This is a genomic window from Jidongwangia harbinensis, from assembly GCF_020216025.1.
Classification (GTDB): Bacteria; Actinomycetota; Actinomycetes; order Mycobacteriales; family Micromonosporaceae; genus Actinoplanes; species Actinoplanes harbinensis.
Genome location: NZ_JAIWNC010000017.1, coordinates 142505 through 154883, shown reverse-complemented (window position 1 = coordinate 154883; position 12379 = coordinate 142505). Strand labels below are relative to the sequence as shown.

Sequence of the window (12379 nt, the reverse complement as noted above, 5' to 3'; positions counted from 1 at the left end):
TGAGCAGCCCGGCCGCAGTGGTGTCAGGCGGTTCTGTCGTCGAACGGGGGAGGGACCGCGCTGCGGGCTGCCGCTCATTGGGTTCTGACCAAGCCGCACTTGTCATGTGGAGCGGCCCGCCTGCACCGTTGGGGGTGCGTCAATCGATGAGCAAAGTGGGTGGCTCGGCCGACAACGCTCGGGCCGAGTCGTTCAACGCGACCTCCAAACGCGAGACCCCGCAAGGGCGCCGAGTTACGCTGGCCCCAGCCGCCTGAACCCGTGTCCAAGATCCGGGGGTAAGGCCCGCGGTCACATACACCTACGCGTGGAATGGCTCGTCGTTCGCCTACGACACTGCTCGCATGGCGGCGCAGACGTCATGGACGTCGTCGCGTTGTGCGCGTGTCCGGTGCGCGCAGCTAAGGGCGTGCCTCAGTTGGTTGCTTTGCGGAGTCGGCGGTAGGCGAGTAGGGCGCTGGCGAGGTTGGCGAAGGCTTGGAAGTGTTCGGGTTTGCGGTCGTAGCGGCGGATGAGGCGGCGGTTGCGCAGCAGCCAGGACAGGCAGGCCTCGACTATCCAGCGGTGCCGGCCGAGGCGGTGGGAGGCTTCGATGCCTTTGCGGGCGATCCGCACGGTGATACCGCGGTGGCGGATCTCGGTACGGAGGGCGGGCTGGTCGTAGGCCTTGTCGGCGTGCAGCTTGCCGGGTCGGTGCCGTGGCCTGCCGGGCGGGCCGCGGATCGGGGCGATCGAGTCCAGCAGGGACACACCATCAGCTGTGACTCGTGGGTGTTCGCGGCGGGAGATCAGCACGGTCAGTGGTGTGCCGCAGCGGTCGCACAGGACGTGGATCTTCGACCCGGGCTTGCCCCGGTCGACGGGGTTCGGGCCGGTGAGCGGCCCCCTAATGAGCGGACCGCGATGGAGTCCACCACGGCCCGCGACCAGTCGATCTCTTCGATGACCCCGAGCTGGTTCAGGAACTGGTGATGCAGGCGGGCCGGGAGCTTCCACCAGGAACAGCCTGCTTGGACCAGGTACACGATCGCGGCGAGGACTGCCCGGTCGTCGGCTCGACGTTTCCCGCCGCCCTGCGGCCGCTTCGCCGGCACCGGGATCAACGGCTGCGCGACCTGCCAGAAGTCATCGGTGCCCAGGTCCGGATCATGTCGTCCGTCACGAACCGAAGATCATGGCGCAGATCAACAACTATCCATCTGAGACACGCCCTTGTTCGAGGAGACGAACCGCAGGGAATCAAGCAGTCGCGTAGCTGCAGGGCGTCGCTGGGTAGGAAATTGTCCAGCCACTGCCGTCCGTCCGGCGTTTCGCTGAGGCGAACGGCCATCACGTGGCGAGGCTATCTCGCGAACTCGATCCGGTCACGGGCTGCACGCGTGGACTGGCTCGAGCGCAGCTTCTGATCCGGTGAAACAGTCGTGCCGCCTCTTCGAACTCATGCGCGACGTAACAGGGGAAATCGCGCCCGACATGCAGATCATCGTCTGGGGCCACGCCAACCTGCCCGAGTCCTGGTTCCAGGACGCCGTACGCCATAACTGGCGAGGTGACGCTCATCCCGCTCCGCTTTGCGCTCAGGCCGTGGTGGGCGTGCGGACGGTTGCCCGCTGTGGCCAGACGCAGCAGACGACGATCGCGAGGATCGGGACCAGCGACAGGATCGCGAGCGGCTCGGCCCCGAAGAACACGAAACCGCCCCAGTACACCGAGGGACCGGGGCCGTTGCGGTGGGTGTTGGCCAGCAGGGAGCCGGTCGAGGTGGGAATGTTGCCCAGACAGGCCGGGGCGAGCATCAGCAGCGTGGCAACGCAGAGTCTGGAGTACGCCCGCTGCCTGCCAGGCCGGAAGCGGCGCATGCGCTTCGAGGTGTAGAGCCCGAGCAGAGCGCCGAGCAGAGCGCCGGCCAGGCCGCCGAGGATGGTGTCGCGCAGGTGGCCGGGCGGCTCGGACCACATCAGGTCGAGGGTCAGGGCGGACGGGTTGGCGGCCTGGGAGATCTGCACTGCGGCGAGATAGCCGGTGCGCGTGCCGGTCACCTCGGCGAAAGCGGCGGGCGCAGTCTGCGGGCCAGTGCGCCGGACCGCGGTCCGCACGTCCTGCCAGCCGTGTGCGCGCATCTGCCGGGTGACGGCGGCGGCAAGCTGCTCCACGCCGGTCTGCGGGGGCATCATGCCGGTCACACTGGTCCGGCCGACACGTACGCCGGTCCCGCCGAACAGAGAGTTCCTGCTGTACGGGTTCCAGAAGGTGTGCCGCCCGAACTGGTCGACCCGGTCGTCGAAAGGCACCGGCAGGACCGTGGGCGCGAGGCCGATCGCTGTGGTCTTGTCCGGCGCCATCGGGTCCACGTCCCGCCAGGCCAGCCACGAGCCGAGCGCGATCCCGCTCAGCCCACCGAGCACGGCCGCGAAGGCCGCGATCACGAACGCCCGACGCCCGAACTCGGCGAGACGTCGTCCGAGGCCGTGCCGCAGCAGCAGAGCGGCCTCGCGCGCGGCCGGCCGCGACCGGTCAGGATCGGCGGCGTCGAGCAGCGTCGCGAGAATCTCCGGGCCACGCTCGTGCCGATACGTTCGCGGGTAGGCCAACAACCACCGCCGGTACCGGCGGGCCAGACGCATGGTGCGGAGGTCGTCGGGCATGTGGCTCCCTTCAGGGGCCGGCGATGGCACCGGGGGTCGATTCAGGCCGGGCGGGGCGCACCGGCGGGGCGGGCTCCGCTCAACCGTTGGGTGACCATCCGTGCGTCGCGGCGCATCTGCTCGGCCTCGGCGGCCAGTGCGGCGATGCCCGGATCGGTCAGCCGGTAGTAGCGGCGGAGCCGGCCGTCGACAGTCTCCTCACGGTCGACCTGGACGAGGCCCTCGTCGTTGAGCCGGTCGAGTGCCGCATACAACGTGCCGGCGGCGAGGCGGGTCCTGCCGTCCGACAGCCGCGCCACTTCCTTGATCACCGCGTACCCGTGCAGCGGGGCCGGAGCGAGCGCCGACAGGATCAGAAAGCTCGGTCGCTGCATGCTCGCCATGACCGCCAATATACAGTTGATCGTCCTATCGGCGAAGACGGACGCGAATACGGTCGGCGAGGCGCGCCAGAAGTCACGAACGAGCGGCTGGAACGGCCCGCGAGCCTCCGGTCGGACACCGGTCCGGGCGAGGCCACCGTCGGCAAGCCGCGTCTGCGGCGGCGCGCCACCTGAGTACGGTGCGGCAGCGCCGTCGAGCCGGCGTCGGATAGCGCGGCTACCGAGCTTCGGAAGGACACGCGGACGTCGAGTACGCTGGACATCCGTCAACGAGGGACACGAAAAAGGTTCCGACCGATCCGGGCCGCGATCACCACCGCCTCCGATTGGGTGCCGGCTCTCGACTGCGATGGCAGCCTGCGCGACGGCGCGGAACTGGTCGAGCTCACTGACTATCTCGACCCGGGTGTGCTGGCCTCGTTCCCGGCCGGCACGAGATTGATCTGCCGCCGGGAACGCCCGCACCCCGGCGCGCAACTGTCGCTGTTCGACCAGGTCAACGGGATGCGCCACCAAGTCTTCGCCATCGACACACCCCATGGTGGTGGTTCGATCCAGTTTCTGGAAGTCCGGCACCGTTGCCACGCCCGGGTCGAGGACCGCATCCGCACCGGCAAAACCACCGGGTTCGGCCGGTTCCCGTCACGGACCTTCGCGATCAACCAAGCGTGGCTCGAACTCGCCCTGACCGGTATCCACCTGCTCTGCTGGACCCAGCCCCTGCTCCTGGACGGCGCGATGGCCGCCGCCGAGCCGAAGAAACTGCGCTACCGGCTGTTGCACGTCGCCTCGAAAATCACCCGGACCGCCCGCACCACCACTCTGCGCATCGCCGCCGACTGGCCCTGGACCAACGAGCTCATCCGAGCCTTCGAACGCCTCGCCGCGCTACCCGAACCCGTTACCTGACACCGAATCCGCCGCACCAGTGACCAGGACCCACGGAGAAACCCGGCCTCCGGCCGGGCGACACCACCTGCCCGGACAAGGTCAACACCAAAACCCGCCACCTCGATCAACAGCTGGCTCAAGCAGCGGCGCTCAATGAAAGACGGAGGCTAGCGTCGCTCGCTGATCAAAGCTGCGGTGGTCGGCGTGCAGTACGTCGTCGATCATCGCGCCCGCGGGGCCTACAACCTTGCCTCGACCCGCACGTAGAACGGCAGTGCCGCTACACCCGGCACGGGCGCGCGGACATGCCGATGAGCGGATGTTCGCCTACCCGGTTCCGTGGCCTTAACCAGATTCGCCTTCGGTGGCGACATCGTCGACAAGCTCAGTATGGGCATGCCGCGCGATCCTCCACGCCATTCGCCGGTGCGCATCAAGTAGGTGGTCGGTGCGCGGCCTTACCATCGGAGGATGCTGACCTGAAGGGGATCCCGCGATGCTGAGCCGCGTCAATCGAGAGACCGTTGACCTGTCGTCCTATCCCGACCTGGTGGTGGTCTATCTGGGTATGCGCGTCAACCGGCTCTACGGCCTGCGCACCCTGATGGCCCGTGGCCCGCGAATCGACCGGTCGGACGACATGCCGGAGGGGCTGCTCGCGCACGAGCCGCTCTTCTGGTCGTTGTTCCCGATGCACCTCGGCATCCGCCAGTACTGGCGGGACCTGCCCGCGCTGCTGTCCTGGGCCCGCTCCGAGCCGCACCGCCTGTGGTGGCGCGACTTTCTTCGCGACAGCGGCGGCACCGGCTTCTGGCACGAGACCTACCTGCTGCGCGGCGGCATGGAGGCGGTCTACGACGACATCCCGCAGCGCCGCGGCTTCGCATCCTTCGCCCCGGTGCACCCGGCCCGCGGCTCGATGTTCGGCTCGGCCGCGCGGGTCGGCCGCCCGGAGGACGACCTCGCCCCGGTCGTCACCGAGGACGACCTCTACACCCCCGGGACCGGGCACTAATACTGCAACGGCACTCATCGGAGGGCGTAGCCTCGGCGTTTGTAGTGGCTGAGGCGGGCTTGGTGCTGGCGTCGGCGGCGCCAGCGTGACCACCACCAGACGTGTGGTGGCCGAGGGCGGCGCACGAACAGTGCGGCGATGAGGCGTCGGATTTCCGGTACCGTGAAGCCGATCATCATCTCGTCGCCGGTGCTGGTTCCCCTTTTGCGGCAAGGGTTCTGGCGACTACGAGCCACGCGAACGCGGCCATGGACAAGGTGATGTGGGCGTGCCAGGCTCGCCAGTCGCGAACTTGGTATTCGTCGAGGCCGGCCTGGTTCTTGGCCTGCTGGAAACATTCCTCGACCGCCCAGCGGCTGCCGGCGACCCGCGCCAGGTCCATCAGCCGGGTTTCCGGGGTCCGTAGCAGACGTAGTAGGCCAGCTCGCCCGTGCTGATGTTGCGACGGGCGAGCAGCCAATGCCCACGCCCGGCACGCCAGAACACCCGGATCGGCACCCGCGCCCAGTCGTACTCGCGGGGGCCGTGAGCCCCGGCCCCGCACGAGATCCGCGACCAGGCCCGTGCGGGTAGCGACGCGATCAAGGTGTCGACCCGGGCGAAGCCCATGCTGGTGGTGACCACGTCGTCGTTGCGGCGGGTCGCGACCACGTGCGGCTGGTCGTGCTCCTCCATGAACACTCGCAGCGATTTCGATTGGCCGTAAGCCTCGTCCATCGTCACCCAGCCGGCCGGCACCCCGGCGGCGAACGCCCGGGCCAACATCTCGCGGGCCATCTGAACCTTCGTCGCGAACTCGACCTCGTCCGGGACGCCCGCGGTCCGGCACCGGTCGCGGTCGTCGGTCCAGGCCTGCGGCAAATACAACTGCCGGTCGATCAGCGCATGACCTTTGTTCGAGCGGTAGGCCATGAACACACCCACCTGGCAGTTCTCGATCCGCCCCGCGGTCCCGGAGTATTGCCGGGCCACACCCGCCGATTTGACACCCTTCTTCAGAAAGCCGGTGTCGTCGATGATCAGCACACCCTGCGGGTCACCGAGATGCTCGATCACGTAGTCACGGACCTCATCGCGCACGGCGTCGACGTCCCAGTCAGCCCAGCGCAGCAGGCGTTGCATACCATCCGGCGTCAGGTCGCCGGCCTGTTCAGCCAGAGTCCAGCCATTGGTACGGTCCAAGCCCGCGACCAGCCCAGACAGATACTGCCGGGCCCGCCGACGTGGCTCCGAGCGCGCGAACCGGCCCGCGAAACGGGCATGCAACCGATCCAGCTCCGCCGACCACACCGCAACATCGACATCAGTCACACCATGCCCAACGAGCCGATCATGAAGACGTCTCGCCTGCTTACTGCCGTTGCGGTACTAGAGGCCGTGTTTCTCACTCTTACTGTCATCGGTCTTGTTGGCGTTTGTGGCCAGCCGACAGCCGGAGCTTGGCGCCAGGGCCCGCGTCGGTCGTCCGCTGGTCGAAGTTGGTGAGCTGATACTCGGAGACCTGGCCCGATGCGATGTCCTGCACCGAGATGACCACCAGGTGATAGGCGTCGACGTCGGCGACGAGATTCACCTCGGTGCCCTCGGACCGGATCTCGATGTGCCCGAAGCCCTCATCGCCCGCCTCCGGCAGCTCGACGAACTCGAGCACGTGCGGGGTGCCCGGCGGCCCGTCGAGCCGGACCATCTCGCTGCGCTTGGTGGGGATGGTCGTCGCCGGCTCGATCAAGGGGAAGACGTCGACGTTGGCGGCCGGATCGGCCGCCAGGATGCTCGGGTTATCGAGGCGCTCGCCCTCGCTGGTGCCGCGCCGGCAGCGGAAACCGATCCCGAAGCCGAGCGCGTCTAGCAGCAGGACGTTCGACAGCCAGCCCTTGAGCACACCGGTGTAGCGGCCGAGCCCGTGGACCACGGCCGTCTCCTGGAACCTGGACACCACCGTCACACCCGGCAGGAGCTGTTCGATCTGCTCCCGGACGGTGAAGATCTTGCCGCCCTGCCCGGCCAGCATCACCTGGCCACCGTCGGCCAGCCACTGGTCGGCCGGCACGGTCCAGAGCCCGGCGTCGAATGTCGCCGCAAGCGTTCCCCGGATGATGCCGTCGAGCTCGGCGGTGACCGACCGGAAGGTGTCCCGGTCGAGCTCGATGCTGACGTCCTGCAGACCCCGGTCGCCGTAGTCGAGATCCTGCAACAGCAGCGTCGTCGATTCCCGGCGTCCGAGGTCACGCTTGGCCCGTTCGGCCTCCCGGCGCAGGGCGGCCCGCACCCGCGACGGCAGTTCGCCCTGCCAGCCGTGCTGCTCCCGGAGCTGACGCTCGGCGAAGGCCACGATGGCGCGGTCGTAGTCGAGGCCGCCGACCGTGCTGCTGCCGTTCGCCGACTTGATCTCCGCGACACCGTCGCCGGACTCCACCAGCGCGACGTCGAAGGTGCCGCCGCCGAGGTCGACGACGAGGAACTGCTGCTCCTCGTCGAACCCCGGTTCACCCTCGTCCGGACTGGTCAGCACCGCCGCGATGTTCGGCTCGCCGACCAGCCGGTGCAGTTCAAGGTCGGCGAGTACGAAGGCGCGCTCCAGTGCGGCCGTCTGCCGGCGGGTGAAGTTGGCCGGGCGGGCGGCGAGGCAACGGCGCACCGGGGTGCCCAGCGCCTCCTCTGCATTGCGACGCAACGAGCGCAGGATCAGGCTCGCGGCCAGCTCCGGCGCGATGCTTCTGCCGTCGATCTCATAGTTGGCCGTGGTGCCGAGGGAGCGCTTGACGTGCCGGATCGTAGCGTCGGGCCGGTAGTGGTCGGCCTCGACTGCGGCGGCGCCCACCAGGTAGTCGAGTCCCGGCAGGAAATGCACCACCGAGGGCACCAACGGTCTGCCGTCCGGCCCTGGCAGCAGCTCGACCGTGCCGTCCCGGCGGAAGTACGAGACGACCGAATAGCTGGTGCCGAAGTCGATCGCGATCAGCGGGTCGGGTTCGCCGTCGGCGGTACGCGGCACCCGGCGGCTGCGTTGCTCGGCGCCGATCGGCGTGGCGGCTCGCCATTCGTTCCGCTTGCGCTCGGAGACGATCTCCAGCTGCTGGACGCCGAGCGGCTCCACCCTGGAGTGCGGCACCTGACGTGGTTTGCCCTCGCCCACCGCGATCTCGGGCACCCGACGGCTGAGATAGGTGTCCAGCTCGTAGACCGTGCGGCAGCGGCCCTGGTCGCTGAACGCCTCGACCAGCGCTTGGCTGAACACTCCCGCCTTCAGCCCCTCCGCCTCGTACGAGACGGTCCCGGGCACACACGAGCAGAACGTGACCACCCCCGGCGGGCACAGCGCGCTGACGTCGACGGAGGCCAGGCCGGCGGTCGCCGTCTTGCCGCCGTCGACGACGTTGCGACAGGCGTCGAGCAGCAGCACGACGTGCGGGGCGGCCGCCGAGCCCAGGTACCGCACGATCAGATCGAACCGCAGCGCGGTCTCTTCGATCGCGCCTCGGACGCAGTCGATCGGCAGCAGATAATGAGCGGTGTCGGCGGCTTGGAAGCCGTGGCCGCTGAAGTAAAAGAAGAGGATCCCGTCACCGCCGTCGGTGGACAGCCGGGACAGGTGCCGGAGCACGTTGGTGCGCGTCGGATGGCTGCGGCGGTCGGGCAACCCGTCGTGCAGCAGGGTCAGCGCGTCACCCTCGACCCCGCAGACCGTACGCAGAACCTCGGCGATCCGCGCGGCGTCCCGATCGGCGTACCGCAGCGGAGCGATGTCCGGATCCTCGTAAGCGGCACAGCCCACCACGAGGGCCCGATTCACGACCTGACCGCGCCGGGTCGGCGGAAAATCAGCTTGACCCCGCCCTTGACCTCAGTCGACGCGGAGCCGATCAGCCGGACCTCTCCTTTCGCGGTCAGCTCCAGAATGACCTCGAACTCGTCCAGTTCGAATTCACCGCTCAACTCACGCGTGGCCGCGAACATCTCACCGAGCCGCCCGCACATGGCCCGCAGATTCCCGCTCAGTTCCCCCACGCTGACGGCGCCGACCTTGGTGGCGGCCGCCTGGGCGGCGCTGAACAGTCCTTTCTCACCATCGACACGCTCGTCCACATAGACGATCGGAATAACGGCGCCAGCGGTCGACAGCTCGGTCATCACGGTACCTCTCACAGCGACGAGTGACAGACCGTAACGTATCTATCACCCCGGAGCCCGACAATCATCCACATGGCTGACTGGTCGCGCGATGCCCCGCCGCTCGGACCGGGCCCGCCGGTCATGGACGACTCCCGTGGGCGGCGGGCTCCCCGTCACTCGGTGCGCGGCGCCACCGCGACCCGTGCCTCGCCGCCCAGCAGCTGTCGGGTGGCCGACACCGGCCAACAACGCCGCACCGGCCAGAGACGAACCAGACGACAGCCCATCGAGCCATCGGAGTTCCGCCATGAACCGTTCATCCGGGCACCGCCGTCGGGTCGCCGCCGTCGGGTTCGCCGGGGCGCTCGCCGGCGTTCTCGTCGCCGGTGGTCCGCTGCCGGCCGGGGCTGCCGTACCGGACGACACCACGCCCCCGCAGATCCAGGGCGTCTCCTTTTCGCGGGGGTCGGTCGCGGTCTCCGGGCCTGCCGAAAGCGCACCACAACGTCGTTCTCAGCGTCGGCGGGTGGCGCATTGTCGACGATGATGATCTGGGCACCTTGCTCCGCTGCCGACAAGCCACGTGCGCAGGTGCTTGTAGAAGTCCGCGATCGTGACGGTGTCGGCGAACTCGCCGTCACGTTCGCCGGTTTGGCCGAGATTCTTCTGCGGGCTGTCCAGAAAGAGGAAGCCCGGATGCGGTCCACCGGAATCCCAGGAGACCTCGAAGATCGCGAGGGTCCAGGCGAGGGGGATTAGGGTTCGACCCCCAGAGGAGGCTGATACGTACCGGAGATCCCGCACGAATGGCACGAGTTCATCGTTCAGGCGCGCACCGCTCAGTTTCGGGTACCGCCAATCGGCCAGGATCGCGGCGAACCGGTCACTGATGGTCCGGATGATCGCGGCTCGATCCGTCTGTTCCTGCCCGACGGTGTCGAGTTCCTCTCGGAGGGCTTGACCGCGGTGTCGAGCCGGAGGACATCGTTGGCTCGCCGTTCAACGCTGCTGATCATCTGCAGGCCTTTCGACGACCCAGCGGCGGGGCTGGCCAGCGAATCCTTTCTACTCGACGGGCTTACACACGATCCCGCCGGTGGTGCGGAGCACGGGGGTGCAGACAACTCCTGGAACGTGGGCGACGGGGTCAACGATCCGAATGAGCCTTGGGCGGTCGTTCTCCCCTGCATCAGGCATTTGGTCGACCGGCACCCAACCATGGCTCAACTACGGTCGATCTACCGCTCGGGTATGAGGCCTACCGGGGACGGGCCAAGACCAGCCGCGTCGAGGTCAATTCCCTGAAGTTGGTCGCACGGTAGGGGGAGCGTCACGGCCGGCCCGTTCGGCAGCGAGCCGGCCGGCGAAGTCGACCCCGGCGGCGATGAGGCTCGCGCCGCTGATGGCGACGTGTTTCTGCGCGGCTCGGACGGCGATGAGCAGGTCGCTATGGAGTTCCTGTGGCAGGCAGGTGTTGAGGGCTGCGGCCCGGTCGCAGAAATCCTTGATTTCCTCGGCCCCCCACGGCCTGTTGCGGGCGGCCTCGATCGAAGCTCGGGTTTCTGGTGGCTGGGACCAGCGGCCACGCTGGTTGCGCTCGTTCCAGTAGATTTGAGCCCAATAGCGCTGACGGTCGGGACGCTGGTACACCTGGACGGCGTCCACCAGCCAGCCCGCGTCGATCTGATCGACGGTGTCTAGCAGACCGGTGTACGCCTGGCGCTGCTCATTGAGGGGCACATGACGGCCGCCCGCCCTTTCGTGGCCCTTCTGGTATCGGCTCAAGACGTTGAGTTGGCTGGTCGCCTCGTGCACGGCCACGACGACCATGTACACCTGGTAGCCGGCTTCCCTGAACTGGTAGATGGTGCGCCGTGCGGAGTCGGGATTGCCCATCGTGGCGCTTAGCACCACGTTGTACCGGTGAGCGATGCAGTGATCCTTGGCCATCTTCACCCAACGCTGGACCTGCGGGTGCGTCAGCGTCGCCGCGGTCTGGTCGTTCGTGATCAATAGCTGCCCGTAGGCCGGGTGATGCTCTCGCAATTCATCGGCGTCGATGGTTACCGTGCCGGGACCAAGGTTGGCGCGCACACGGTCCTCGGCGCTGGTCTTCCCGGCGCCCGGCTGACCGGCAACGATGACCAGCACAGGGCGGTCCTGGGGCACGCCGTGGGCAAAGTCCCGAGGCACGATCCGCTCACGGAACCGGTGGGCAGACTCCTCTGGCGGGAGGAGATAGGTAGCGGGCTGGACACTCACTCGGTCAGAGCGGTCCTCAGCTGCCGCACAATGGCGGGGTACTCGGTGATCACCCGGTACACCGCGGCCTGGTCGGTGGCGTGGAGCTGCCGCCGTTCGCCGGCGTACCGCTCGGCATCGGCCCGCAGCTGTTGGGCTTTGGCCGGGTCGGCCTCTCGGTCGATGACGGCGTTCAGAAACGTGAGGAGGACGTGGTAGATGTCTACCGCCTGCTCGTACGCTGCGGCGTCGGCCGCAGTCTCCTCCGGCGCGCCGTTCATGTCCATGCCAACGCCCTCGCCCAGATCGCCCGGTGCGGTCTTGGGCCGCATCGGGTCAGTGATCCTCGGGAGCGTAGTGCTACATGGCACCGGACTCACATCCTCCGCATGGATGATCCAGTTCTCGCTGTTCAGAGCATCGCGCGGCATGCCTGGTTCATCGGCGATGCGTTAGCAACGGTGAGAATTCTTCGGAAGGACCACACTACCTCCAGAATCTGAACAAGTGCGGCTAGTTACTCATGTCGGACATCTACAGGTGTGGTGCATTCATCCCAGCATCATCATCCGCCCCATAGATGTCGACGAGGCTCGCTCCAGCGCCTGCAGCCGTTCCCCTGGCGGTTTCCCACGGCACCTGCTCCGCCGCGTGTCTTGCGCCTCTCCGGCCGGCGACCAGCACTGCACGTGCACGCCGCCGGCGCGGCGGCGTTATCAGGCGAAGCTCTCCGGGCCCCTGCTCGACCGGGTCGACATCCACCTCACCATCCGGCCGATGACCGGCGTGCGCCTGCTGCAGAAGTCGCAACGCCAAGTCGGTCGTGGCGGCCGTTACCGATGGTTGACCTGGGTCACCTGGGGCCGCTGTGTCGGTAAGTACCACGCCGTACCGCCGGATGTCGAAAGCTCCAGAGCACACACGGATCACACATTCGTCCACAAGGGAAACGAGAAGGCCCCGACCTGACATGAAAGCCAGTTCGAAGCCTTGATCAACTGTGCGCCGCGTAGGACTTGAACCTACAACCCGCGGATTAAGAGTCCGCTGCTCTGCCAGTTGAGCTAGCGGCGCTCTCTGACAACGACGGA

The 12379-nt window shown here is 67.8% G+C and carries 10 protein-coding genes, 1 tRNA gene and 3 pseudogenes; 4 read left to right on the top strand and 10 right to left on the bottom strand.

Annotation, left to right across the window (positions count from 1 at the left end; translation table 11 throughout):
- Nucleotides 1–414 precede the first annotated feature (414 nt).
- Nucleotides 415–801, bottom strand: a complete 387-nt coding sequence (locus LDL48_RS45085) for a transposase (protein WP_372472173.1) — start codon at nucleotides 799–801, stop codon at nucleotides 415–417.
- Nucleotides 798–1094 carry a transposase gene (locus LDL48_RS45080; protein WP_372472172.1) on the bottom strand — a complete coding sequence of 99 codons (297 nt, stop codon included), beginning with the start codon at nucleotides 1092–1094 and terminating at the stop codon, nucleotides 798–800. Before LDL48_RS45080 ends, LDL48_RS45085 begins: the two co-directional genes overlap by 4 nt.
- Nucleotides 1095–1410: 316 nt before the next feature.
- Between LDL48_RS45080 and LDL48_RS21645 the strand changes: the two are divergent.
- Nucleotides 1411–1539 (top strand): annotated as a pseudogene (locus LDL48_RS21645) (hypothetical protein); the annotation flags it as partial.
- Nucleotides 1540–1577: 38 nt separating this feature from the next.
- Here LDL48_RS21645 and LDL48_RS21640 read toward each other — a convergent pair.
- Together LDL48_RS21640 and LDL48_RS21635 are read right to left on the bottom strand one after the other, a co-directional pair.
- Nucleotides 1578–2645, bottom strand: a complete 1068-nt coding sequence (locus LDL48_RS21640) for a hypothetical protein (protein WP_225257073.1) — start codon at nucleotides 2643–2645, stop codon at nucleotides 1578–1580.
- 41 nt (nucleotides 2646–2686) lie between these two features.
- Nucleotides 2687–3028 carry a PadR family transcriptional regulator gene (locus tag LDL48_RS21635; protein ID WP_225257004.1) on the bottom strand — a complete coding sequence of 114 codons (342 nt, stop codon included), beginning with the start codon at nucleotides 3026–3028 and terminating at the stop codon, nucleotides 2687–2689.
- A 174-nt stretch (nucleotides 3029–3202) separates the two neighbouring features.
- Here LDL48_RS21635 and LDL48_RS21630 point away from each other — a divergent pair.
- Both LDL48_RS21630 and LDL48_RS21625 read left to right on the top strand, forming a co-directional pair.
- Nucleotides 3203–3937 (top strand): annotated as a pseudogene (locus LDL48_RS21630) (transposase); the annotation flags it as partial.
- Between the two features lie 478 nt (nucleotides 3938–4415).
- Entirely contained in the window at nucleotides 4416–4934 is a 519-nt protein-coding gene (locus LDL48_RS21625) for a monooxygenase family protein (protein ID WP_225257003.1), read from the top strand.
- A 14-nt stretch (nucleotides 4935–4948) separates the two neighbouring features.
- Here the strand turns inward: LDL48_RS21625 and LDL48_RS21620 are convergent.
- The 5 genes and pseudogenes from LDL48_RS21620 to LDL48_RS21600 form a co-directional block, all read right to left on the bottom strand.
- Nucleotides 4949–6245 (bottom strand): annotated as a pseudogene (locus LDL48_RS21620) (IS701 family transposase).
- Nucleotides 6246–6330: 85 nt separating this feature from the next.
- The gene (locus LDL48_RS21615; RefSeq protein ID WP_225257002.1) at nucleotides 6331–8727 is read right to left on the bottom strand and encodes an Hsp70 family protein; all 2397 of its coding nucleotides are present in this window, start codon (nucleotides 8725–8727) and stop codon (nucleotides 6331–6333) included.
- Entirely contained in the window at nucleotides 8724–9065 is a 342-nt protein-coding gene (locus tag LDL48_RS21610) for a Pepco domain-containing protein (protein ID WP_225257001.1), read from the bottom strand. The genes LDL48_RS21615 and LDL48_RS21610 overlap by 4 nt, the downstream gene beginning before the upstream one ends.
- Before the next feature lie 1275 nt (nucleotides 9066–10340).
- Nucleotides 10341–11216 carry a zeta toxin family protein gene (locus LDL48_RS21605; RefSeq protein ID WP_308016478.1) on the bottom strand — a complete coding sequence of 292 codons (876 nt, stop codon included), beginning with the start codon at nucleotides 11214–11216 and terminating at the stop codon, nucleotides 10341–10343.
- An 89-nt stretch (nucleotides 11217–11305) separates the two neighbouring features.
- Nucleotides 11306–11620, bottom strand: a complete 315-nt coding sequence (locus LDL48_RS21600) for a hypothetical protein (RefSeq protein ID WP_225256999.1) — start codon at nucleotides 11618–11620, stop codon at nucleotides 11306–11308.
- Between the two features lie 175 nt (nucleotides 11621–11795).
- Between LDL48_RS21600 and LDL48_RS45075 the strand changes: the two genes are divergently transcribed.
- Nucleotides 11796–12257, top strand: coding sequence for an ATP-binding protein (locus LDL48_RS45075; RefSeq protein WP_372472161.1), 462 nt, complete (start codon nucleotides 11796–11798; stop codon nucleotides 12255–12257).
- Between the two features lie 32 nt (nucleotides 12258–12289).
- On the opposite strand, the gene LDL48_RS21590 is transcribed toward LDL48_RS45075, so the two are convergent.
- Nucleotides 12290–12362: transfer RNA gene (locus LDL48_RS21590), tRNA-Lys, on the bottom strand.
- Nucleotides 12363–12379: the final 17 nt, after the last annotated feature.